The sequence below is a fragment of the Agrobacterium sp. BT-220-3 genome (assembly GCF_025910175.1).
GTDB lineage: Bacteria > Pseudomonadota > Alphaproteobacteria > Rhizobiales > Rhizobiaceae > Agrobacterium > Agrobacterium oryzihabitans.
The window spans coordinates 133,172-155,462 of record NZ_JAPAIX010000006.1 but is presented as its reverse complement, the minus strand read 5'-3'; the positions used below and the strand labels follow the sequence as shown (position 1 = coordinate 155,462).

The window sequence follows — 22,291 nt, the reverse complement described above, 5'->3', positions numbered from 1 at the left end:
TTTTCCGGCAGGTTTCACGCTGCGGCAAACGAAAAACAGGCCGCCTTCGTTCCGGCGGCCTGTCGTGTCGATTATCCGTTTTTATCAACCGGCCTTGGCGATCCTCAGGATCTGGGATTCGCCGCCGCCCCGCTCCTCGGTCACGGCATAGATCGCGCCATCCGGACCGACCTTCACGTCGCGGATGCGCGCCTCGAGCGGCAGCCGGCTTTCGGTCGCGACCTTGTCGCCGTCGAGATGCAGGATGACGAGGCCCTGGCTCACCAGACCGCCAACGATGAAGGCGCCCTTCCATTCGGGAATCTGGTCGCCCTCATAAAACGCCATGCCGGAGGGGCCGATGACCGGGTCCCAATAATAGACCGGCTGCTCCATGCCTTCCTTGGCCGTGGCACCTTCACCAACGGCCCTGCCGCTATATTCGATGCCGTAGGTTATGACAGGCCAGCCATAGTTCAGGCCTGCTTTCGGCAGGTTCAGTTCATCGCCGCCTCTCGGGCCGTGTTCCACGGTCCAGAGCCTGCCTTCTCCGTCCAATGCTGCCGCCTGCAGGTTGCGGTGGCCGTAGCTCCATATCTCGGGAAGGGCATTCTGCTGGCCGGCGAAGGGATTGCCTTCGAAGGCTTTGCCTTGCGCATCAATGCGGAAGACCTTGCCGAGGCCGCTGGACAGATCCTGCGCCTGCACGCGCGGCGTCGCATCGGAGCGTTCGCCGACAGTGACATAAAGCTCGTTATTCGGCCCGAAGACCAAACGCGAGCCGAAATGCTTGTCGCCATCATAGGTCGGCATCTGGCGGAAGATCACCGCGACATTTTCAAGTTTGGCCGCGCCGCCTTCCTCGGTCAGTTTTGCCGAGGCGACCGAGGTGCCATTGCCGCCGTCACGCGGTTCGGAGAACGAAAAGAAGATGGTGCGCGATGTCTCGAAATCCGGCGCAAGCGCTATGTCGAGAAGACCGCCCTGTCCGGCAGAGGCGACTTCCGGCACGCCTTCTATGGCGGGGCCGGCCTTGCCATCGGCGACGATATGCATGGGGCCTTCCTTGGCCGCAACGATCATGCGGCCATCGGGCAGAAATTCCATCGACCAGAGATGTGGCAGGCCCTCGGCAATGACGGTTTTTTCGACGTCCGGCTGGGTTGCGGCCTGTGGCGCACGGGTCTGACCCTCGAAAGCCGGTTTCTGATCCGGCGCATTGGCCCGTTTCGTCTCGGCAGCCGGGGCGGTCTGTGCGTGGGCGGCGCCAGCAAGCGGTACGGCAAGCAGCGCAAATAGCATCGTCGAACTCAGAAATCGGTTGTTGCGGAACATGGGTCTCCCTTCCTTCGTTTGCGTCAGGCACAAACCATTTGGGGAGGATTTCGTTTCTTGCGATAGCTTCAAGAAAACTTGATGAGTTCGTGTGCAGGCGGCGGCCTCTTTTATCATCCGTACGAATTCGTAGGGAACCGCAATCATGCATCCACGTTTTCCCTCTGGTTATACGGAGGGCGCCATGCAGATCATCGATAACAAGACCATAGACGGGAACAGAACCAAACCGATCCTCAATGTCGCAGAATTCTGTCGCCGTTACCGACTGGACAAGGCCGAGGAGACACGGCTGAGAAAATTGTTTGGCGAGTTTGCATCCCGGCACGAACTTCTGATGAATGCGCAGCGCAAGCCCAACTTCCGCTGATCATTCCTCGGGATCGACTGATTTTCCGAAGATCATGAAGACATCATAACGGGTGTTCTTGCCCATTATCTGATGCGAGGGTTTGCGAATGCCCGGCATAGGTTCGGCGCGCAGGGGCCATTTAAGAACAACCCGTTTCGTTGCATTATCAAGCGCCGCCTCCATAAGTTCCACCTGATCGGGATCGGATCCCACCAGTTCGCGCAGCACCCGCATCTCCTTTTTCACCAGCGCCGTATTGTGGCGCGGCGGATGCATGGGGTCGACAATCACCACTTCCGGCGAAAGTTCTTTCAGCAGGTGCCTTGAATCACCCTGCAGCAGCGTCATGCGCGACGCGGCCTCCGCATAGGCGCCGCCGGCCTCCAATGCGCGGCGAATGCCGTCCGCCAGATGGGCATGCATGCCCGGCGAGCGTTCGATCAACGTCACCTCCGCGCCGAGTGATGCGAGCAGAAAGGCATCCCGCCCGAGCCCTGCCGTGGCATCCACGATTTTTGGGGTGCGGCCTTTGGTGAAGCCTGCGGCTTTCGGCAGGGCCTGTCCACGCCCCTCGCCGGAGCGGAAACGGTGCCCGACCGCACCGCCGACAAAGTCCACCACGAAGCTTTCGTCTTGTTCTTTCATCGCAGGCCTCAAAACGGGCAGGGCACGGTGTAGGTGACGTCACGGCCATCCGGGTGGCGAAAGCCCACCGCCTCGGCATGCAGCATCAGGCGCGGCGCGGCGGCAAGCGCCTCACCTTCGGCATAAAATTCATCGCCAAGGATCGGATGGCCGAGAGCCTTCATATGCACCCGTAATTGATGGGTGCGGCCGGTGAGAGGGGTAAGTGCGAGCCTCGTTGCGGGAAGCGGCAATCTTTCCAGCACGCGCCACAGGCTTTGCGCCGGCTTGCCATTTTCATGGTCGACGTGGTGGCGGGGCTTGTTTTCCGGGTCGATCGCGAGCGGCAGGTCCACTTCACCCTCTTCGCCTTCGAGCTCTCCCCAGACGACGGCCACGTAGGATTTGCGCGTCTGGCGGTTCTCGAACTGGGCGGCGACAGCAGCGTGCGCCTTGCGGTTCAGGGACATCAGCACGATACCGGAGGTATCCTTGTCCAGCCGGTTGATCATCAGCGCTTTTGGAAATTGTTTCTGCACACGCGTCAAAAGACTGTCGGACAGCGCCGGATCGCGCCCCGGCACCGACAGAAGCCCGCTCGGCTTGTCGAGCACCAGCAGATCGTCATCCCGGTTGACGATAGTGAGCCACGGTTCGAGCGGCGGATGATAGACGGGGTTGGAAAGCTCAGATGACATTGCGCTTCCTTAGCATAAATCGCGCAGCGGGCCAGATGCCGACCCACATGATATTAGTCCGGAATATCAAGATTGACGCGCCCGCTGGTCAGATCGCTGATGAGCCGTGTCAGGCGTTCCGCCTCCTCCGCCGGAATGGAAAGCAGCATATCCGCGCCGGTGCCGGTGAAATCCTCCCTTTCCACCCGCAGATTCTGTGTGGCGGCGAGGCGTGATTTCACCAGAGCCAGATCGGAAAAGGGGCAGCTCAGCGTCGCGCTGACATAGGCGATGACCGGCGAGGTTTCTCCAAGTCGAAGGCAGGCCGCCGCCGTGCCGCCATAGGCGCGCATGAGGCCACCGCTGCCGAGCAGGATGCCGCCGAACCAGCGGATGACGAGAACGGCGACATTGTCCAGCGTCTGACCATCAATTGCCTGAAGGATTGGTTTTCCGGCAGTGCCGGAAGGTTCGCCGTCATCGCTGAAACGATAGGTCTGACCGGTCCGCCAGGCCCAGCAATTGTGATTTGCATCGACATCAGAATGCGCCGCCAGAAAGGTTTTCGCGTCTTCCTCACCGGTCACGGGTGCTGCAAAGGCGATGAAGCGGCTTTTCTTGATATCCTGCGAAAAGGTGACGGGTCGATCGAGCGTGAACATGCGCGTTTCAATATCGCATATATTCAGTCACGGAAATCGGTATAAGGCCACGATGGCTAAGATGGCGATGGAGCGGGTTTTGAAGGAAGCAAGGCGGGTCGCGATTGTCGGCGGCGGGCCGGCGGGGCTGATGGCGGCCGAAGTGCTGTCGGCTACAGGCCATGTCGTGACGGTGTTCGAAGCGATGCCGACCGTGGCGCGCAAATTGCTGATGGCCGGGAAATCCGGTCTCAACATCACCCATGCCGAAGACTACGGCAGTTTCGTCAATCGTTTTGGCGAAGCCGGGCCAAGACTGCGCGCGGCGCTTGACGATTTCACGCCCGACATGTTGCGCGACTGGGCGCAGGGTCTGGGGCAGGAAACCTTCGTCGGCACCTCCGGCCGGGTGTTTCCAACCGTCATGAAGGCCTCGCCGCTGTTGCGGGCATGGCTCGTCCGGCTGGAAGCGCAGGGTGTGACCATCAGGACCCGACACCGCTGGACGGGTTTTTCAGGCGATGGGCTGGTTTTCGCAACACCCGAGGGCGAGGTTGCCGTCAAGGCCGATGCCGTTCTCCTGGCGCTCGGCGGCGCAAGCTGGCCGCGTCTGGGGTCCGATGCCGCATGGGTTCCAGCATTGGCGACAAAGGGCGTGGCGCTTGACCCGTTCAGACCTGCCAATTGCGGTTTCGATGTCGAGTGGAGCGATGTGTTCCGGCAACGTTTTGCAGGCGAGGCGCTGAAATCCGTCATCACCATTTCTGCCGCAGGTGCGTTTCAGGGCGAGTTCGTGGTGACGCAGAACGGGGTTGAGGGCAGCGTCATCTATGCCCATTCCGCTGCATTGCGCGACCGGCTGGAACAGACGGGCAAGGCTTCGCTTGTCGTTGATCTCGCGCCGGGGCGCACCGTGGAGCGCCTCAGCCTGGATCTGGCAAAGCTCGGCCGCAAGGAAAGTTTCGCAAACCGCCTGCGCAAGGCTGGTGGCCTCTCCGCCGTCAAGGTTGGGCTTCTACGGGAAATCTTTCCCGATATAGCGGCCATGCCGGATGATCTGGTCGCCGCAAGAATAAAACATGCGGAAATTCCGCTTTTGCGGCCAAGGCCGATTGCCGAGGCGATTTCATCGGCCGGCGGTATCGTCTGGGGCGGCCTTGATGAAAATTACATGCTGAAAAGGCTCCCCGGCGTGTTTGCCGCCGGGGAAATGCTGGACTGGGAAGCGCCGACCGGCGGTTATCTGCTGACGGCCTGTTTCGCCACCGGCAAGGCCGCCGCCAAGGGCATGGACGCCTGGCTTGAACGCTCAGCCTGAGAGCCGTTCCGCCATGCCGGTTTCCGAACCCGGCGTGGTCCTGACGAGGCAGCGCATGATGGTATCAGTGGTGACGGAACCAAGCGCCTTGCCGTTCTCGCTGATGACCGTGGCGCTGGCGACATTTTCCCTGACGAGTGCGCGCAGGCCCTCTTCGACCGTCATATCCGCAGCAAGCTGAAGACGCGACTGACCCGAAAATTCCGGCTGGACGATGGCCCCAAGACGGATGACCCGGCCGCGATTGACCTCTTCCACGAAGGCTTCGATATAGCTGTCTGCCGGTGACATGACGATTTCGGCGGCCGTGCCCTGCTGGATGATTTCGCCGTCGCGCAGAATGGCGATCTTGTCTCCGAGCCGCAGCGCCTCATCAAGATCATGGGTTATGAAGACGACGGTCTTCTTCAGTTCCTTCTGCAATTCAAGCAGCACCGTCTGCATGTCGACGCGGATAAGCGGATCAAGCGCCGAATAGGCTTCATCCATCAACAGGATTTCGGCATTGTTGGTCAGAGCCCGGGCGAGACCCACGCGCTGCTGCATGCCGCCGGAAAGCTGGTTCGGATAATGGCTGGAGAAACCTTCCAGACCCACACGCCGGATCCAGACATCGGCCCTTTCCTCCCGCTCGCGCTTGTCGACGCCCTGCACCTCGAGCCCGTAGACGACATTCTGCAGCACGTTGCGATGCGGCAGCAGGCCGAATTTCTGGAACACCATCGCCGTCTTGTGGCGGCGGAATTCCAGAAGTTCCGCTTCGTTGAGGCGACAGACATCGGTGCCGCCATAGAGTATTTCCCCGGCCGTCGGGTCGATCAGCCGGTTGACGTGGCGGATCAGCGTCGATTTGCCCGAGCCGGAAAGACCCATGATCACGGTGATCTGGCCGCCGGGCATAGTGATGCTGATATCGCGAAGACCGAGCACGTGGCCGTGTCTGGCATTCAGTTCCGTCTTGGACATGCCGCCACGCACGGCGTCGACATAGTCCGCCGCCTTGGAGCCAAAGATCTTGTAGAGGCTGCGGATTTCGATCGATTGACTAGCCATGCGCCACTTCCCGGTGTTTTTGCAGTCGAAGGCCATAGGCCTGGCTGATGCGGTCGAAGATGATGGCGATGCCGACGATGGCAAGCCCGTTGAATACGCCGAGCGTGAAATACTGGTTGGCGATGGCCTTCAGCACCGGCTGGCCAAGACCCTGCACGCCGATCATGGAGGCGATGACCACCATGGCAAGCGCCATCATGATCGTCTGGTTGATGCCAGCCATGATGGTGGGAAGTGCGAGCGGCAGCTGCACCTTGAAGAGTTTCTGGCGCTTTGACGATCCGAAAGCGTCGGCGGCTTCGAGAACGTCACGATCGACCATGCGGATGCCGAGATTGGTGAGCCGGATCATCGGCGGAATGGCGTAGATGACGACGGCGATAACACCAGGCACGCGGCCGATGCCGAGCAGCATGACAACGGGAATGAGGTAGACGAAACTCGGCATCGTCTGCATGACGTCGAGAATGGGATTGACGACATTCTGCAGGCGGTTGGAGCGCGCCATGGCGATGCCAATCGGTAGGCCGATGACGATGGACAGAACGGCGCAGACGAAAATCATCGAGACCGTCTTCATCGTGTCTTCCCACATGCCGAACCAGCCGATGGCAAACAGGATACCGCAACACAGCGCAACAATGGTGGCGCTGCGGCTGGCGAACCAGGCAAGCACGCCGACAATAAGAATAACGACCGGCCAGGGCGCGCCGATCAAAAGCCTTTCCGCCCAGATGAGGAAGCTCTGGAGGGGGGTGAAGAGCCCTTCTATCGCGCTGCCATAGGTTCGGGTGAATGCCCGGAAACCCTCGTCGATGACTTTCTTCAGCGCACGCAGGGCATCGTCATTCATGGTCGGAAATTTGAAAAGCCAATCCATATCCTGTTCTCCATGACGAAGCGGAGGCGGGGACCCAACTCCTCCGCGCTCCGGGAGTAAAATCGCCAGAGCGCCGCACGTCTGTTCCCAGGCCAGACGGGACGCTCTATTCTGTCGAACCGACGCATCGTGCCTCCACGAAAGCCAATTGGCCTTCCGGCATCAATGCGGCTCGGCGCCGCCATTGGCGGACGCCTTCTGCGGGAAAGATATGTCGCGCCGTCCTTAAAGGGCGGCCTTGACCTTTTCCGCGACGTCAGGAGAAACCCAGCCCGTCCAGAGGGCCTCGTTTTCCTTCAGGAAGTGTTTGGCGCCATCTTCGCCCGTCGCCTGATTGTCTGTCATCCAGGCGATCAGTTTGTTAACGGTATCGTTGGTCCAGGCGCGCTTGTTCAGATAATCCATGGCCGGGCCGGCGCGGTCGGCAAAGGTCTTGCTGACCAGCGTCTGCACGTCGTCCACCTGCCAAGCATTTGGCTTCGGGTCGGCGCAGTCGGCGACGGACGTGCAGCGCTTCCACTCGGCGGCGTCATATTCGGTGCCGAAGCCGAGTTTCACCATTTCATATTTGCCCAGCAGCGACGTGGGCGCCCAGTAATAACCGACCCATGGCTGCTTGGCCTCGTAAGCCTTGGCGATGGAGCCATCGAGGCCGGCGGCGGAGCCGGTGTCGACGAGGGTGAAGCCCGCCTTCTCACCGCCGAAAGCCTTGAAGAGCTGGGCGGTAACGACCGTCCCGCCCCAGCCCTGCGGGCCGTTGAAGACGGCACCCTTGGCCTTATCCTCGGGCGATGGGAAAAGTTCGGGATGTTTGAAGAGATCGGGAATGGTCTTGAGGTCGGGATTGGCGTCCGCGACATATTTCGGAATCCACCATCCCTGAACGGCGCCGTCCGAGAGGATCTTGGCGCCTGCGACGACCTTGCCGCCTTCCAGGCCCTGTTTGACGATTTCCGGCTGCAGGCTGACCCAGGCCTCGGGCGCTATGTCCGGCTGGCCCTTTTCGGCCATGGACGTCAATGTCGGCACGGTATCGCCGGTGACGATTTCGGCGGCGCAGCCATAGCCTTTTTCAAGAATGAGCTTGTCGAGATTGGCGGCGACTTCGGCGGATTGCCAGTTCATGCTGGCGATTGTTACGTTTCCACAGTCGGCGGCAAAGGCAACGCCGCCTGAAAAGGCGAAGCCGGCGGAAAGAATTGTGGCACCCAAAAGTATTTTCATTTTTGTTCCCTCTGGTCGCGGTGTGGCGGAGACCCGGGTGCGGACGGCACCGCGACCGTCAGCGTTTGTATTGAGGCTTAATAATTCCTTTGTTGTCGTTCCGTTTGCGGCAATTTCTGGCGTATTGAGGATGGCAATCGTCAATCAATCATCACGTTTACCGGGCGCATCTGTAAAATTTGCGGCTTGGGGATGCCGCTTTCCCGCCGCTTTGCTGGTGATGCATGCAGTCATTTTCGTGACGGCTGGAACTTATCCGGAATCTGAAAAAGCCGGGAACAATAAAACGAAGTTTCTGTTTTCTTGGACATTTATTCCGTTCTGTATTACGGGAAATTTCGTCTCTTTTTTTGTGGTGATATTGAATGACCAATTTTCGTGCTGCCCCGGTATGGCCGATCGGTGGCGGTGAAACGGGTGAGCTTGTGCGCGGCTTCGACTGGTCGAAGACATCGCTCGGTGCGATTAGCGACTGGCCGCAAAATCTGAGGCAGAAGGCTAATTCCGTCGTCAATTCGCCCATTCCGCAGGTGCTGATGTGGGGCGCCGATCATGTGATGATCTACAATGACGGCTATGCGGAAATCGCCGGCAATTATCATCCTCAGGCGCTGGGCGGAACCGTGCCCGGCATCTGGCCGGAAATATGGGACTGGAACAGCCGCATTCTGGAAGCCGGCTTTCGCGGTGAGGTCATGGCCTATCGCGACCAGCCGATGACGCTGATGCGCAATGGCCGCCCGGAAGAGGTGATCTTCGACCTGTTCTACACGCCGATCTATAATGAGGGCGGCACGGTGGACGGTGTCCTTTGCACCGTCCTTGACAATACAGACAAGGTGAGGGCCGTCGAGGCGCTGGAACAGAGCCGCAAGGAACTAAGCCGACTTACTAATGCCCTGCCGATCCTGGTGGGATATGTCGATCGCGACTATGTCTATAAATTCGCCAATGACGGTTATCTGGAATGGTTCGGCCGCAGCGCCGACGAGGTGATTGGCCGCAGCGTTCCCGACATTGTCGGCGAGGCGTTCTTCGAGTCGCGCAGGGCCTATCTCGACCGTGCGCTCGGCGGCGAGAAGATTGTTTCCGATACCGTGATCAGCAGACCGGATGGCAGCAAGCGTTCCGCCGAAATCCGTTACGTTCCACGCTATATCGCCGATGGGTCCATCGACGGTATTTATGTCCTGATCATCGATATCGAGGAGAGGAAGCGCGCCGAGCAGGAGATCGTGCTCAGCAACAACCGTTTCCGCGCCGCGGTGGATGCCGTGCACGGTGTGCTGTGGACCAACAGCGCCGAAGGAATGATGCTGGGTGAGCAACCGGCCTGGGCCGCGTTGACCGGGCAGAGCTTTGACGACTATCAGCGGTTTGGCTGGGTCGAGGCGGTTCACCCCGACGACAGGGAACACTCGCTGGAAAGCTGGAAAAAAGCCGTTTCTGCGCGGACGACCTATGTGTGGGAGCACCGCGTGCGCCGCCATGACGGCGTCTACCGCACCTTTGCAATCCGTGGCGTTCCGATTTTCGACAAGGCCGGCGCCATTGCCGAATGGGTCGGTGTCCACACGGATATCACCGAACAGCAGCGCGCCGAAAATACGCTGAAGGAACATGCCAGCAATCTCGAACGCGAGATCCGCCACCGCATAAGAGCCGAAGAGCAGCTTCGCCAGCTCAACGAAGGGCTGGAAGCGCGCGTCGAGACGGAAATCGCCGAGCGCCGCCAGACCGAAAGGGCGCTGCAGCAGGCCCAAAAAATGGAATCCATCGGCCAGCTGACGGGTGGCGTCGCGCATGACTTCAACAATCTGCTGCAGGTAATCGCAGGCAATCTGCAATTGCTGTCGAAGGATGTGACCGGCAATGAGCGCGCCGAGCGACGGTTGGAGAATGCGCTGGCGGGTGTCCATCGCGGCGCAAAGCTTGCAAGCCAGCTTCTGGCCTTCGGCCGGCGGCAGGCGCTGGAGCCGCGTGTCATCAACATTGCCCGTTTTGTGACAGGCATGGACGATCTGTTGCGCCGTTCGCTCGGCGAGGCGATCGAGGTGGAGGTCATCACTTCCGGTGGTTTGTGGAACACCTATGCCGACCCCAACCAGGTGGAGAACGCACTTCTCAATCTCGCGATCAATGCGCGCGACGCCATGGAAGGGCATGGCAGGCTGACGATCGAAGTGGGCAATGCGGTGCTTGATCGCGATTACGCCCGCAAGCACTCGGAGGTTTCGGCGGGGCAATATGTCATGCTCGCCGTTACCGATACCGGATCGGGCATGTCGCCGGAAATTCTGGAAAAGGTGTTCGAGCCATTCTTCTCGACCAAACCGGAGGGCAAAGGCACGGGTCTTGGCCTCTCGATGGTCTATGGTTTTGCAAAACAGTCCAGCGGTCACGTCAACATTTATAGCGAAGTGGGGCAGGGCACGACGGTGAAGATGTATCTGCCGCGCTCCGCCGCCGACGAGGACAGGGAAGTGGTCATGCCGACCGGCCCTGTCGAAGGTGGAACCGAAACGATCCTGGTGGTGGAAGACGACGAAGAGGTGCGCGGCACCGTCGTCGAGACGCTGAACGATCTCGGCTATCGTGTGCTGACCGCCCGCGACGCGCAGGCCGGTTTGACGGTGGTCGAAAGCGGCATTCCAATCGATGTCATCTTCACCGACGTGGTGATGCCCGGGCCTTTGAAAAGCCGGGAAATGGCGCGTCGGGCGCAGGAACGGCTGCCAAATCTCGCGGTGCTCTTCACTTCCGGTTATACGGAAAACTCCATCGTGCATGGCGGCAAGCTGGATGCCGGGGTTGAGCTTCTCTCCAAGCCCTATACGCGCGAAGCGCTGGCGCGGCGCATCCGCCACGTCATAGCCAATCGCAAACAGGTTTCGTTGGTGAAAGGGAGGTCGGCATCTGCATCGAACCATTCAAAGGCCGTCGAACCTGCGAAGACTATTGGAAATGAAAACGGGCCGGTTCGTGTGCTTCTGGTGGAGGATGACGAGCTGATCCGGATGAATTCGACGGAGATGCTGTCGGATAGCGGCTTCACCGTGGTCGAGGCCGGAAATGCGGCACAGGCGCTGAAAGCAATCGAGGCGGAACATATCGATGTTCTCGTCACCGATATCGGTTTGCCGGACATGAAGGGCGGCGAGCTGGCGGTGGAGGCTCTGCGCCGCAAGCCGGGACTGGCCGTCGTTTTTGCAACGGGTGACAGCCATATGCCGGAAGGAGCGCCGGAAACCGCTGTGCTGTTGACCAAGCCCTATGACGAACAGCAGATCATCTCGGCCGTCGAACTGGCGCATACGGCAAAGACGTCGGCCGGGGAGTAGACCGCCCGCCGTCCTGTCTCAGTAACCGCGCGCCATATCGACCGTTTCCGGCAGGGTGCCCGTCTCGCGCCATGTCCGGACATTGCCGGCGACGATCCGTGCCGAGCTTTCCCGGCTGGTCGGCGCGGAAATATGCGGCAGCACGGTGACCTTCGGGTGCTGCCAGAATGGTGATGCTGCAGGCAGTGGTTCCTGTTCGAACACATCGAGGACCGCGTGCGAAAGCTTGCCGGAATCAAGCGCCGCGATCAGGTGGTCGGCGACGATGACGGCTCCGCGGGCGAAATTGATGATCGCGGCGCCGTTTTTCATTGCGGCGAGGCGGCTGGCGTTCACGAGACCGCGCGTCGCATCGGTGAGCGGCACCAGGCAGACGAGGATGTCGCTTTTCTCCAGCAATCCTTGCAGCCCGTCATCGCCCGTCAGCGTTTCCACCCCCTCGATTGCCTTGGACGAGCGGCTCCAGCCCGTAACATTGAAGCCCGCGTGAAGCAGGCGTTCCGCCGCAGCCACGCCGAGTGCACCGAGGCCGAGCAGACCGATGGTCATCTCGCCCGGATGGCGATAGTCGAGTTCTTGCCAGAGGGCTTTTTGCTGGTTGTCGCGATAGGCGGGCATGTCGCGCTGCAGATAATATGTCCATGCCAGCACGGCTTCCGCCATGACACGCGAAAGCTCCGGGTCCTTCAGCCGGACAATCGGCGGTGCCTTCTCTCCCAGTTCCAGCACGAGCCGTTCGACGCCGGCCCACAGGCTGTGGATCCATGTGAGGCCCGGAAGTGCTGCAATGTCTGCCGGATCGGGATTGGCGACGATGGCGAATTCCACCATGCGCCGCTGTTCTTCGCTGAGTTCGGAAAAGGAAAGAATGTGCTCCTGCGGCATCGCGGCGCGCAGCGCCTCCTTCCAGACGGTTTCCGTCTCCGCATTCATCCGCGAAACAAAGGCGATGGGTGATGACATGAAATTCGGTCCTGCCTGCGATTGCTCTTTCCGTCATCAATGCGCAATTTCGGGAGGCAATGCCATAGGTCGGACGGCGAAATTCACGCCGAAGAGATTTTTCGGCAAGACGATTTTCTGGCCATCGGCAGTCTAAAAAATGCTGCACCCGTTCTCAGCCCTCGTCATCATCCTCGCCTCAAGGGCGAGGATGATGACGGAGAGGTTCTCGGGTTGTGTCCGCTGCCACCTTGCGGCGGATCAACGCTTAAGCGTTCTCCTTCACCGGAGGCTTGGCGTCGCCGTAATAGGCCGAGAAGCTCTCATGGTAGTGCTCCGAACCGCCCGGGCCGGCATAACGCTGCAATTCCGTCATGTCGGTCTTGTTGAGCACGATGCCCAGCGTCTTGTTGGCGATATGGGGTTCATTCGCCATCAGGTTCTGCACCATCTGGATCGGCGTCTTGCCCCATTCCGTGACGAAGACAAAACCGTCGACCTGCGGCGCAAAGGCTTTCGCATCGATGACGGGAACAACCGGTGCGAGGTCAACGATGATGTAGTCGCAGGCCTCTCGCGCCGATTCGATGAATTTGCGCATGCCGGAGGAAGCCAGCAATTCACTTGAATGGGCGAACTGGTTGCTGGTCGAAACCGGCAAGATGCCCATCTTCGTGCGGGTGTCGACCTTCACCGCCTGCGTCCACGGGATTTCGTCGAGGACAACCTCCACCAGACCGGCGGATTGCCGTGTCGTCAGCATTCGGCTGAGGCCGGGGTTGCGGATGTCGGCATCCACCACCAGCGTGCGTTTGCCGGTGGAGGCGATCAGCCCGGCCAGATTGAGTGCGACGACCGACTTGCCCTCGTTCGGCAGGCAGGAGATGACGCCGATGACCCGGCACTGGCGTTCCTGAATGACGACATCCGCCGTCAGCTTCACATTGCGAAGCGTCTCCGCAAAGCTGGAACGCGGGCTGTCAACGGCAAGGCGCAGCATCTTCTGGAACGAGACCTGGCCGCTTTCGTCGAGGGTGGTGTTCTCGCTGCCGGGGGTGGCTGCGCTGGTGCCGGTTTTTGCCGGCTCCACGCCCCTTTCCCCGATAAAGGGCAGATAGCCCAGAAAACGCATGCGCAGATTGTCGCGCACATCGTTGCCGGTGTGGAAGAAACGATCCCGGAATTCGAGAAGCGCTGCAATGCCGCCACCCAGCATCAGGCCGAGGATAACCGAAAGCGCCATGGTCATGGTCTTTTTCGGGCTGGAAGGCGCCGTTGGCAGACCTGCTTCGGAAATGATGCGGGCCTTGGCGATCGGCAGCGACTGCTTCTGCGAAGCCTCCTCGAAACGACCGAGATAGGACTGATAGAGCGTGCGCAACGCGGTTGCCCGCTGCTCCAGCTCGCGCAATTGCACCATGGTGACATTGGCCTGCGAGTTGTTGCCGGCAACACGGTCAATGCTGTCGCGCAGCGACTGCACGCGGGAATTGGAAACTTCATATTCGTTCTTCAGGCTGCCGGTCAGCTGCTGCAGTTCCTGATAAATCTGGCGCGCAACCTCTTTCTTTTCGCTGTCCAGCGCAACGGCCTGTGGATGATCGGCGCCGAATTGCTGCGCGACGCCCTGCAGACGGTCAGAGATTGTAATGTAGCGTTTGCGAAGATCCTGAATGACGGAATTGTCGGTGTCGCGTGCGGAAACGACCGCATTGTCGACGGCTGCATCCGGACCACGGTCGATTATGGATTTGTACTGGCCATAACGAGCCGACGCGGTCGCGGCATCCGCCTGCGCGGCGATAAGCTGGCCGTTGAGATCGGCAAGCTGGCTTTCCGACATCAGCTCGCCGCGCGAGGAAACGATGTTATTGTCCGACCTGAATTTCTGCACCGCCAGTTCGGCCGCCTGGGCACGCTGGTTGAGGTCGGTCATGCGTTCCTGCAGCCACACGGAGGCGCGCTCGCTGGCATCGAAATTGGCGTTCAGCTGTTCCGTCAGATAGGCTTGCGCATAGGTTTTTGCGATCTGTGCTGCAAGCTGCCGGTCCGTCGAGCGGGTGGAAATGGCGATGACCGAACTGCGGCCGACACGCTCCACCGTCAGCGATTGCTGCAGCACGGCGGCCGCCTTTTCGCGGCGTCCGGCGCGGATTGCGGCCTCGGAAGCGGGCGGGTCGCCCGGCAGGATGAGATCAACGATGCCGCGCACGGAGGATTTTACGAGTTCCACCGGCGACATCGGCGGATTGACGATGGTGTCATTCTCATAAAGCCTGGCCTTGTCGACCACGGTCAGCGCCATTTCCTTTGATTTCAGGATTTCCACGGCGCTGGCGATGCGGTTGTCGACGATCTGGGCGGCGGGAACCGGCGATTCCTCTTCCGCGTAGCGTGAAAGGCTTTCATCCAGAAGCACCTGCGTCATCGCGGTGTAAACGGGGGTCGCAAGCACCAGATAAAGGCCGGCCAGAACCACGGCGGCGATGACCGAGGCGGCAATGACATTGGCACGGCGAACCACGGCGGCCCACAGGCGGTCGAGGTCGATGAACGTGTCGGCATCCTTGCCGGGATCCGGAAAGCCGATATTGGATTTAAAGGTCTTGTGGTGCATGGACCTACCTTGTGAATTAAAAATGGTACGCGGGAAGCCGAGCCTTGGCTCGCCTTCCCGCCCCCCGTTATTGGTGCGCCGACCGCCTCCCCGGCGGCGCGATTAAAGTCAGGCCGCCTGGACGCGGCTTTCGTGGTTTGCGACCAGTTCCTTCACGGAAGCGAGAACCTGGGCCTCCATATCGGCGCGCATGAGCGAAAAGGCGACATTGGCGGCGATGAAGCCCTGCTTGCTGCCGCAGTCGAATGTGCGCCCGGTGTATTTCTGCGCATGGAAGGCCTGCTTCTCGGCGAGCCGCTTCATGCCGTCGGTCAGCTGGATTTCATTGCCCGCGCCGCGCTCCTGTTTGGCGAGAATATCGAAGATTTCCGGCTGCAGAATATAACGGCCGTTCAGGTAATAATTCGAAGGCGCCTTGGATGGTTCCGGCTTCTCGACCATTTCGGTGACCGCAAAGCCGTGATTGACCTTCTGGCCGACACCGACGACGCCATAGGACGACACTTCTTCCGGCAGGCATTCTTCAACACCGAGAATATTGCCGCCGACCTCGTCGTAAAGTTCCATCAGCCCGGCAATGCAGCCGCGTGCGCCATAGGAAACCATATCCGGGAGAAGCAGTGCGAAAGGCTCCTTGCCCACCAGTTCGCGCGCGCACCAGACGGCGTGGCCGAGGCCGAGCGGCACCTGCTGGCGCGTGTAGCTGACGGTGCCCGCGACTGGCAGCATCTTTTCAAGCTGCAATACCTGCACTGTTTTGCCGGAACGGGTGAGCGTGTTGATAAGCTCGGGCGCGCTGTCGAAATAGTCTTCGATGGCGGTCTTGTTGCGGCTGGTTACGAAAATAATGTGCTCGATACCGGCCTGCATGGCCTCATCGACGGCGTATTGCACGACCGGCCGATCGACGATCGTCAACATTTCCTTCGGCATCGCCTTGGTGGCGGGCAAAAACCGCGTGCCGTTGCCGGCTACGGGAATGACGGCTTTTCTGACAGTTTTGTTCAGGTCCATCGCGTTCTCCTTCATCAAGGTTTGATCTGTCCCCAGTCCGCTTGCAGATTTCTCCGCGCACAGATTTGTCCGCTCACAAATTTTACGAAATCTGCCTTTTCACCCCAGTATTTGCCGCGGGCGCAAACATCGCGTCCCGCAACCTCTTCAGCCGCACGGCAATGGGCATTCTCAAATGGCCCAGCACGGCGGGATCTCTGATTGTTGTCTTCAGCGCGCCGATAATCGAGCGGCGCTTGATGTCTTCCACCAAGGTCAGGAAATTATGTGCGAGCCGCAGGCTGCGGCTTCTTGCCTGCTGTGCATCCATCGCAGCGGGCAGCAATGCGTAATGGCTCAGAAACTCCTGATCCGCCCGCATCATCCCTTCAACGTGATGAATTTCGAGCACGCGCGAGATCGAGCCTTCGCGGATGTTGTAGACATAACCCGGCTTCGGCTCGATGACGCAGAGGCCGCCGGCGGCAAGCGCCGAGGCAAGCAGGATATAGTCCTCGCCGATGCGGATATCCTCGCGGAAACGCAGCCCCTCGTTATCAAGGAAATCGCGCCGGAACATCGGCTTCATGTAACCGAAGTTGAACGTGGAGCGGAAAAGGATGTTGGAGGAAATGAAGTCCTCAAGGGTGAGGACCGGTCGTTCCTCCAGAAACTCTTCCGGAAACATTGTCTCCATCTGCCTGCCGTCCATATAAGCGACATCGAGATTGTCGACCGCGATGGTGGCATTGGCGGCTTCCGCCCGGCACATCATGCAGGCGGCGCGTTCGGAGCGGATGACATCGTCTGAATCGAGCACGGCGATCCAGCGTCCGGTCGCGGTCTCGATGCCGGCATTGCGTGCGCCGCCCGGCCCGAGGTTCTGTTCGAGCGCAAGCAGCCGCACACGCGGATCGGTGGCGGCAATGGTTTCGACAAGCTGGATCGTTTCGTCAGAGGAGCGGTCGTCCACGACGATAACCTCCAGCGTCACGCCCTGCTGGTCGAGCGCGCTCTGAATGGCGGCTTCGATCGTATCGGCGGCATTATAGGCGGCGATGACGAAGCTGATATCCGGTCCGAGACCGGAAATATCGGCGGGTTGCGATGTGAGGTTTTCCATCAGGTCGCCTCCACCGCGCCGTACTGGCGGATTTCACGCACCCCGAAAGCGCCGCTGGCCGAGCCCATGTGCAAAGCGCCACGCAGCGCATAACGGTTGCGGCGCACGGCGTTGAACCCGTTCAATACGGCAAAGACGGCGCAATAGAGCACTTTCGATCCCGCCTTCAGCACCTGCATCACGCGCCTTGCGCCTGGTTTCTTTTCAGCAAGCACACGGCCATGGGTCTGGCCGGAGCGGAAACGACGTTTGGCAAGCCACATGAAACGGGCGCGGCTTTCCGGCACCGGCTCGGAGAGCACGGCCTTTTCCGCAAAGACGATGCGACCGCCTGCAGCATGAAGATGCGAGAAGAAATGCGTGTCCTCACCGCCGCTCTGGCCGAGCGCCAGCGCAAAACGCCGGCCCTTCACCGATGGCGCATCCATCTTGAGAAGCGTGTTGCAGGTATAGCCGGTGATGATCTCGCCATTTACCCAGACGGGAACGGTCGAGTGAAAATCGCCGCGTTTCATCCAGCCCGGGGCGTTTTCACGGTAAACTGCCGTTACCGGGCCGAGAACGGTTTCCGCGCCGGTTTCGTCGGCCTTTTCCAGAAGGGCAGCCAGCCAATGCGGCGGCGCGGTCTCGTCATCATCGATGAAGGCCAGATAGTCCGCCTGGCATTCCGACAGGCAGGCGTTGCGGGCAATCGAAATATTCGACTTCGGGCAATGCACGTAGGTGATCTCGAAGGGGGCGGTTTCGCGCAGGCGGTCCACACTGGCCCTGGCGCTCGGCTCCTCGTCATTATCCGCAACAATCAGGCGAACTTTCACGCCTTCCGGCACCTCCAGTTCGAAGAGTGACAGAAGTGTGGCGACGAGCGCCGGACGTCTGTAGGTGCAAATGCCGATATCGACGGTTTTGGAATATTGCGGGTTGGCGACGGTGTTGTCGGTCATGAGACAGCCTTTCTTCCCCGGAATTTCAGGAGTTCCAGCCAGAAGCCGGTGGACCACGCCAGATGCATCACCATTGCGGAAAAGGCGGCGAGCGGGCCGTATGGGTTCTTCTGACCTATTGCCATCCACAAGCCATAACCCAGACATGCGGCGATCCAGAGGCCGAGCGGAATAAGTGCGGCCCAATGCACAAGCGACAGCAAGGCAAGCACGAAAACCGGCAGAACGGCGAGCGGAATCATCTGGCGGATTTTCGGGATCGAGCGGTGTTTCAGAAGGTTCTTCGCGCGGCCGCGGCCATAAGCGAGATATTGCCTGAAGAGCGGCATGACGCTGGCGCGGGGATAATAGGTCATGCGGGTTTTGTCGGTCATCCAGATGCGGAAACCGGATTTGCGCAGCCGGAAATCCAGTTCGGCATCCTCATTGTGGCTGAAGCTTTCATCGTAACCGCCGACCGCATCGAAGGCGGCAATCCGCATCAGCGCATGGTGGCCATGGTCGATCCAGTGGCCTTTCGCGCCTTCGCGGTGTTTGGAGCCGCCATTGCCGAGCTTGGAATTCTGGGCGATTGCCGTCGCTTTCTGGAAGAGGCCGTGTCCGACCGTGTCCATGGCGACGACGACGGAATCCGCACCGGTGCGATCGGCATCCTCGATCAGACGCTGGCAATAATCATCCGGATAATCGCCATGGGCGTCGATACGGATGAGATAATCGAAATCCTCGCCGAAAGTGGCAACGGCAAGGTTGATGCCGGCGCTCTGGATGCGCTTGGGATTGGCGAGAAGCGTGACGCGGTCATCCGTTGCGGCGAAGGCTGAAACGATGTCGCGGGTGCCGTCCGTGCTGCCGCCATCGGCGACAACGATGCGGAAAAAACGCCCCTGCATCGCAGCCGTGAATTTATTGAGCAGCCCCTCGATCGTCCTCGCCTCATTGAGGCAGGGAATGACGATCAGAGTTCTGATGCCGGAATGACCAAGACCTTCCATGATTTGCCCCCTACGCACTACACGGGTGAAAACTGCGCTTGCCGGGCATGGCCGGAAGCGGATTTGGCGAGAGAGGACAATTGCTGGACCAGCTGACGGCAATCGTCGCGGTCGGTCAGCCATTGTTTTTTATCGAGCGCCGAGAGGGCGCCGAAGGCTTCCGCGTAGGTTTGCGGCGTCATGCTGTTGAAAAGAGCGGCCAGATCGTCAGCTCCCGCATTTTGCAGGGCAAAACCGATATCGCGCTTTTCGATGAAACGGGCAGTTTCCGTGCCTGCCAGTGCAATCGGCAGGGTGCCGTAAAGGCAGCCCTCGTAGAGCCGGTTGGGCAGAAGCCAGCTCGAATTCTGGCCTTCCTCGAAAAAGTCGATCGCCCAGGTGAACTGCACTTCATTGTAGATGGCGGCCAGATCCTCGGGGTTCTTGTAGGCACCGTGGAAATGCACATGCGGGGCGGCGGCCACGAAGCCATCGAAATCCGCAAATTCCGAATAGGCCGGGCGGCCGCGCAGGATGATTTCGACCTTGCCATCCATGCGCTTCGCAAAATCGGCGAGGATTTCGAGCGATTTGCGGCAGCGAAGCGCGCCGAACCAGCCGATTTTCCATGGTTCGCCGAGGGCAGGGGCGCGTGGTTGCGGCGTGGCGGCAACGGTGGCGTCGAGCGCCAGAACCTTGTTTTCCTGCAGCAGGACGGGGAGGTTGAGGCCGGATACGGGCTTGAAATAATGGTCTACGAATGCCGGAGAACTGGTGATCAGCAGCTTCGCGTCGCGTGCGAAGTAACGCTGTGCGGCATTCAGCATCTGTCCGGGCTTGCCCTTGTTGAGAAGCAGGCGGTGAATGTCGAGACATTCATAAACCAGCGCCGGCCGGCGGTCGTAGAGAGACACGGCCCGTTTCGCGAGAGCCAGCATCTCCAGGTTTCTGGCAAGAATGACATCCGGTGTGGGTATGCCGCGCAAGGTTTTGCCCAGCGAGAGGCTGGCTTTCGCTACAGCCGCCATGCGCTGAAGAAACTGCCCATCGGCCGTTTCCCCGAGAACGACGGGTACGACGCCCTCGATCTCCGCCAGCCTGTTCTGTCCGCGCCGGAAACCCGCCAGCGTCACCTGCGCCCCGCCCGCAAGCAAGGTCAGCACCCGCCGGCGAATGGCGGGGTCCGACAGGTCATGCGCGAGATAAAGAACATGGGTCATGCAGGGGTTCCGGTTGGGTTCATGCGTCAAAGACGCAGCAGCTTATGTTTTGGTTCAAAAAAGCGCGTCGGTTCAAAAATGCAGTCAGTTAAGGGCGCAGGCGATGGATTCGGGAAACTGGCATTTGTCGCCGAGCGCCGTGAAGGCAAACCGGTCGACGGTCATCTGTGTTGCGCCGGAATAGGAAAAGGCACCCATCCAGTCCTTCAGCGTGTCCGTTCCCCACAGGCTGAAGAATATCTTCTGGGCGTTCTGCGGGATTTTCGTCTCGTCCGTCACTTCGTGGACGAGCTGGCCGTTGACGTAATAGCGCAGGCGCTGCGGCTCCCACACGAATGCATAGTCGTTGAAACCTGCATCGGCTCCGCCTTCCACCGGCACCAGCTTCTCATTGCCGCCCTTGGCGGAAACATACTGGTTGAGCTGTACCTTGCCGGTATTCTTGCCCAGCACCTCGAAGTCGATTTCATCGTGAGGCTTTTTGTCGGTCGGGCCGATATAGGTGAAGAAGGCGGAGTTCAGCCCGGAACCGGTGGCGGCTTTCATCCGTGCTTCATAGGTGCCGTAGCGATAACGCCCCTTGGTCTGGATTTCACCGCAGGTGAAGTTGCGCTCGCCGGCCTTGCCTTCTTCAAAACCAAGGGTCAGTTGGCCGTTTTCGACCGTGGCCAGTTTCTTGGACCAGGTGCAGTTCTGATGTGCACCGTTGTTCCAGCCGTCTGATACGTACCAGAACGACCTGTCCATGGCATCGAAGTTCTCGATGAAGGAGGCGCCGTTGCCTTCCTGTGCCTGGCTCGGTGTCGTGAAAGGTGCCGCCAGCAGGGCGGCGGCAAGAAGAATGCGTGTCTGAACGCGGGTGACAAATGTTGTCATTGGTTCACCTCTGTCGTTGCGAATAAAGCGTTTCGGATGTAGGCGGCCCGATCATGGAAGCCCGTTTTGTGGCAAAATCGGCCGTCTTGCGTTTGCCGCTCCGGCTTCCGGTCAGTACGGCGTAGACGGCCGGCAGGTATTTGCGGGTCTGGGCGTTGCTGATCACCAGAATGACAAAGGCGGAAAGCGTCGCGCTGATATAAAAGGCGGGGTAGAAATCGGGTCCGCCCTTGTTCCAAACCATCCACATGATGACAAGCAACGGGTAATGGGCGCAGAATATCCAGAAGCTCAGGCTTCCGGTTTCGGAAAGCCGCCGGCCAAGCCTGCTGCGGATCAAGAGCGCAGACGATGCCCAGAAACCGAGCGCGCCGAAGACGGCGAGCAGATTGCGCGACATGTTCAGCCAGAAGGTGAATTCCGGCCCGGTGAAATAGAGGCCCGTCGCCAGCACGGCAGAGGCGGCGAAGGTCAGCGCCATGATCGGCAGGGCATAGGGGTCGAGCGCCTTGACGTCGATGCGGTGGAGCGCGAGCGCAATGCCGAGCGAAAAGCTGAACAGGATGGACTTCTTCTGAACGATGAAGATCGTCAGATCCGGCATGGCGGTGATGAAGAGCAGGATGGCAAGCGTCGGCAGCGCAAAGCGGCGCATGAGAAAGGCGAGCACTGGCGACAGCAGGATACAGACGAACAGATCGCGCAGGAAATAAAGCGGCACATTCACCGGCAGTTCCTCGAGCGCGGTTCCATGGCTGATGATTTCACGCGGGCTGGCATTCCAGAGATCCGGGAAATAGCCCACACCCACGTCGAAGACCTGGATCAGCAAAACGGCGGCAAACAGCGCGCCATTCCAGAGGAGGAAGGGCAGCAGCACGGTTTTTGACTTGGAGCGTATCGTCGCCGGATAATCGAAACCGCTCATGCCGCGGCGAAACAGCAGATAACCGGAAATGGCGCTGAGACAGGGCACGCCGATGCGAAACAGGGCGTCGCCCAGAAAAACCCGCAGCCAGTCGAAGAAGCCGTAAAGGCCAAGAAAAGGGCTGGTTTCGGCATCGTGCGGCACATGGACGAACACGATCCCGGAGATCAGCAAGATGCGCATCAAATTGATACGGGAGGATAGGTTCTGATCGACAGTCACATCAGTCACCCCTATTGGGCGGCGTCCA

20 protein-coding genes are annotated in these 22,291 nt (G+C 59.9%); 4 read left to right on the top strand and 16 right to left on the bottom strand.

What is annotated here, in order from left to right:
- Nucleotides 1-84: 84 nt before the first annotated feature.
- On the bottom strand, nt 85-1,314 hold the full coding sequence (locus OK142_RS17015) for a PQQ-dependent sugar dehydrogenase (protein WP_498684073.1): 1,230 nt from the start codon (nt 1,312-1,314) through the stop codon (nt 85-87).
- A gap of 184 nt (nt 1,315-1,498) precedes the next feature.
- Here OK142_RS17015 and OK142_RS17010 point away from each other — a divergent pair, with 184 nt between their 5' ends.
- Nucleotides 1,499-1,684 carry a hypothetical protein gene (locus OK142_RS17010; RefSeq protein WP_080838926.1) on the top strand — a complete coding sequence of 62 codons (186 nt, stop codon included), beginning with the start codon at nt 1,499-1,501 and terminating at the stop codon, nt 1,682-1,684.
- Here OK142_RS17010 and OK142_RS17005 read toward each other — a convergent pair whose 3' ends face one another.
- From OK142_RS17005 to OK142_RS16995, 3 genes are read right to left on the bottom strand one after another with little or no spacing between them, the layout of a single operon-like run.
- Nucleotides 1,685-2,311 carry a class I SAM-dependent methyltransferase gene (locus OK142_RS17005; protein WP_313608568.1) on the bottom strand — a complete coding sequence of 209 codons (627 nt, stop codon included), beginning with the start codon at nt 2,309-2,311 and terminating at the stop codon, nt 1,685-1,687.
- 8 nt (nt 2,312-2,319) lie between these two features.
- A complete protein-coding gene (locus OK142_RS17000; protein ID WP_498684070.1) occupies nt 2,320-2,988 on the bottom strand; it encodes a pseudouridine synthase in 669 nt (222 codons plus the stop codon).
- 53 nt (nt 2,989-3,041) lie between these two features.
- Nucleotides 3,042-3,629, bottom strand: coding sequence for an IMPACT family protein (locus OK142_RS16995; protein WP_498684068.1), 588 nt, complete (start codon nt 3,627-3,629; stop codon nt 3,042-3,044).
- 52 nt (nt 3,630-3,681) lie between these two features.
- Between OK142_RS16995 and OK142_RS16990 the strand changes: the two genes are divergently transcribed.
- Entirely contained in the window at nt 3,682-4,926 is a 1,245-nt protein-coding gene (locus OK142_RS16990) for a TIGR03862 family flavoprotein (RefSeq protein WP_498684065.1), read from the top strand.
- On the opposite strand, the gene OK142_RS16985 is transcribed toward OK142_RS16990, so the two are convergent.
- From OK142_RS16985 to OK142_RS16975, 3 genes are all read right to left on the bottom strand, one after another.
- The gene (locus tag OK142_RS16985) at nt 4,918-5,979 is read right to left on the bottom strand and encodes a quaternary amine ABC transporter ATP-binding protein (protein ID WP_498684063.1); all 1,062 of its coding nucleotides are present in this window, start codon (nt 5,977-5,979) and stop codon (nt 4,918-4,920) included. The two genes, OK142_RS16990 and OK142_RS16985, sit on opposite strands and share 9 nt — an antisense overlap.
- Nucleotides 5,972-6,859, bottom strand: coding sequence for an ABC transporter permease (locus tag OK142_RS16980; RefSeq protein WP_082185125.1), 888 nt, complete (start codon nt 6,857-6,859; stop codon nt 5,972-5,974). Before OK142_RS16980 ends, OK142_RS16985 begins: the two co-directional genes overlap by 8 nt.
- A 225-nt stretch (nt 6,860-7,084) precedes the next feature.
- Nucleotides 7,085-8,083, bottom strand: a complete 999-nt coding sequence (locus tag OK142_RS16975; protein ID WP_082185124.1) for an ABC transporter substrate-binding protein — start codon at nt 8,081-8,083, stop codon at nt 7,085-7,087.
- Here OK142_RS16975 and OK142_RS16970 point away from each other — a divergent pair.
- Together OK142_RS16970 and OK142_RS16965 are read left to right on the top strand one after the other, a co-directional pair.
- Complete coding sequence (locus OK142_RS16970; RefSeq protein ID WP_498684260.1) at nt 7,983-8,495, top strand: hypothetical protein; 513 nt, start codon at nt 7,983-7,985, stop codon at nt 8,493-8,495. The two genes, OK142_RS16975 and OK142_RS16970, sit on opposite strands and share 101 nt — an antisense overlap.
- On the top strand, nt 8,449-11,424 hold the full coding sequence (locus OK142_RS16965; protein ID WP_498684060.1) for a PAS domain S-box protein: 2,976 nt from the start codon (nt 8,449-8,451) through the stop codon (nt 11,422-11,424). The genes OK142_RS16970 and OK142_RS16965 overlap by 47 nt, the downstream gene beginning before the upstream one ends.
- Before the next feature lie 18 nt (nt 11,425-11,442).
- Here the strand turns inward: OK142_RS16965 and OK142_RS16960 are convergent, their stop codons facing one another.
- From OK142_RS16960 to OK142_RS16920, 9 genes are all read right to left on the bottom strand, one after another.
- On the bottom strand, nt 11,443-12,387 hold the full coding sequence (locus OK142_RS16960) for a 2-hydroxyacid dehydrogenase (protein WP_082185122.1): 945 nt from the start codon (nt 12,385-12,387) through the stop codon (nt 11,443-11,445).
- Nucleotides 12,388-12,634: 247 nt separating this feature from the next.
- A complete protein-coding gene (locus OK142_RS16955) occupies nt 12,635-14,983 on the bottom strand; it encodes a polysaccharide biosynthesis tyrosine autokinase (protein ID WP_313608426.1) in 2,349 nt (782 codons plus the stop codon).
- Nucleotides 14,984-15,091: 108 nt separating this feature from the next.
- Complete coding sequence (locus tag OK142_RS16950; protein ID WP_035243292.1) at nt 15,092-15,997, bottom strand: UTP--glucose-1-phosphate uridylyltransferase; 906 nt, start codon at nt 15,995-15,997, stop codon at nt 15,092-15,094.
- An 82-nt stretch (nt 15,998-16,079) separates the two neighbouring features.
- On the bottom strand, nt 16,080-17,099 hold the full coding sequence (locus tag OK142_RS16945; protein WP_498684059.1) for a glycosyltransferase family 2 protein: 1,020 nt from the start codon (nt 17,097-17,099) through the stop codon (nt 16,080-16,082).
- Entirely contained in the window at nt 17,099-18,043 is a 945-nt protein-coding gene (locus OK142_RS16940; protein ID WP_498684057.1) for a glycosyltransferase family 2 protein, read from the bottom strand. Before OK142_RS16940 ends, OK142_RS16945 begins: the two co-directional genes overlap by 1 nt.
- Complete coding sequence (locus OK142_RS16935) at nt 18,040-19,038, bottom strand: glycosyltransferase family 2 protein (RefSeq protein ID WP_003498341.1); 999 nt, start codon at nt 19,036-19,038, stop codon at nt 18,040-18,042. Before OK142_RS16935 ends, OK142_RS16940 begins: the two co-directional genes overlap by 4 nt.
- 17 nt (nt 19,039-19,055) lie before the next feature.
- Nucleotides 19,056-20,237 (bottom strand): glycosyltransferase family protein, encoded by a 1,182-nt coding sequence (locus OK142_RS16930; RefSeq protein ID WP_498684055.1) that lies wholly within the window; start codon nt 20,235-20,237, stop codon nt 19,056-19,058.
- 84 nt (nt 20,238-20,321) lie between these two features.
- Nucleotides 20,322-21,113, bottom strand: coding sequence for an endo-1,3-1,4-beta-glycanase ExoK (gene exoK, locus OK142_RS16925; protein WP_003498345.1), 792 nt, complete (start codon nt 21,111-21,113; stop codon nt 20,322-20,324).
- Nucleotides 21,114-21,117: 4 nt separating this feature from the next.
- The gene (locus OK142_RS16920) at nt 21,118-22,263 is read right to left on the bottom strand and encodes an acyltransferase family protein (protein ID WP_137039402.1); all 1,146 of its coding nucleotides are present in this window, start codon (nt 22,261-22,263) and stop codon (nt 21,118-21,120) included.
- Nucleotides 22,264-22,291 lie beyond the last annotated feature (28 nt).

Excerpts from the sequence above, each read along its gene's own strand:
- OK142_RS17015 (WP_498684073.1), bottom strand. The coding sequence starts at position 1,314 with ATGTTCCGCAACAACCGATTTCTGAGTTCGACGATGCTATTTGCGCTG.
- OK142_RS17010 (WP_080838926.1), top strand. The coding sequence starts at position 1,499 with ATGCAGATCATCGATAACAAGACCATAGACGGGAACAGAACCAAACCG.
- OK142_RS17005 (WP_313608568.1), bottom strand. The coding sequence starts at position 2,311 with ATGAAAGAACAAGACGAAAGCTTCGTGGTGGACTTTGTCGGCGGTGCG.
- OK142_RS17000 (WP_498684070.1), bottom strand. The coding sequence starts at position 2,988 with ATGTCATCTGAGCTTTCCAACCCCGTCTATCATCCGCCGCTCGAACCG.
- OK142_RS16995 (WP_498684068.1), bottom strand. The coding sequence starts at position 3,629 with ATGTTCACGCTCGATCGACCCGTCACCTTTTCGCAGGATATCAAGAAA.
- OK142_RS16990 (WP_498684065.1), top strand. The coding sequence starts at position 3,682 with ATGGCTAAGATGGCGATGGAGCGGGTTTTGAAGGAAGCAAGGCGGGTC.
- OK142_RS16985 (WP_498684063.1), bottom strand. The coding sequence starts at position 5,979 with ATGGCTAGTCAATCGATCGAAATCCGCAGCCTCTACAAGATCTTTGGC.
- OK142_RS16980 (WP_082185125.1), bottom strand. The coding sequence starts at position 6,859 with ATGGATTGGCTTTTCAAATTTCCGACCATGAATGACGATGCCCTGCGT.
- OK142_RS16970 (WP_498684260.1), top strand. The coding sequence starts at position 7,983 with ATGCTGGCGATTGTTACGTTTCCACAGTCGGCGGCAAAGGCAACGCCG.
- OK142_RS16975 (WP_082185124.1), bottom strand. The coding sequence starts at position 8,083 with ATGAAAATACTTTTGGGTGCCACAATTCTTTCCGCCGGCTTCGCCTTT.
- OK142_RS16965 (WP_498684060.1), top strand. The coding sequence starts at position 8,449 with ATGACCAATTTTCGTGCTGCCCCGGTATGGCCGATCGGTGGCGGTGAA.
- OK142_RS16960 (WP_082185122.1), bottom strand. The coding sequence starts at position 12,387 with ATGTCATCACCCATCGCCTTTGTTTCGCGGATGAATGCGGAGACGGAA.
- OK142_RS16955 (WP_313608426.1), bottom strand. The coding sequence starts at position 14,983 with ATGCACCACAAGACCTTTAAATCCAATATCGGCTTTCCGGATCCCGGC.
- OK142_RS16950 (WP_035243292.1), bottom strand. The coding sequence starts at position 15,997 with ATGGACCTGAACAAAACTGTCAGAAAAGCCGTCATTCCCGTAGCCGGC.
- OK142_RS16945 (WP_498684059.1), bottom strand. The coding sequence starts at position 17,099 with ATGGAAAACCTCACATCGCAACCCGCCGATATTTCCGGTCTCGGACCG.
- OK142_RS16940 (WP_498684057.1), bottom strand. The coding sequence starts at position 18,043 with ATGACCGACAACACCGTCGCCAACCCGCAATATTCCAAAACCGTCGAT.
- OK142_RS16935 (WP_003498341.1), bottom strand. The coding sequence starts at position 19,038 with ATGGAAGGTCTTGGTCATTCCGGCATCAGAACTCTGATCGTCATTCCC.
- OK142_RS16930 (WP_498684055.1), bottom strand. The coding sequence starts at position 20,237 with ATGACCCATGTTCTTTATCTCGCGCATGACCTGTCGGACCCCGCCATT.
- exoK (WP_003498345.1), bottom strand. The coding sequence starts at position 21,113 with ATGACAACATTTGTCACCCGCGTTCAGACACGCATTCTTCTTGCCGCC.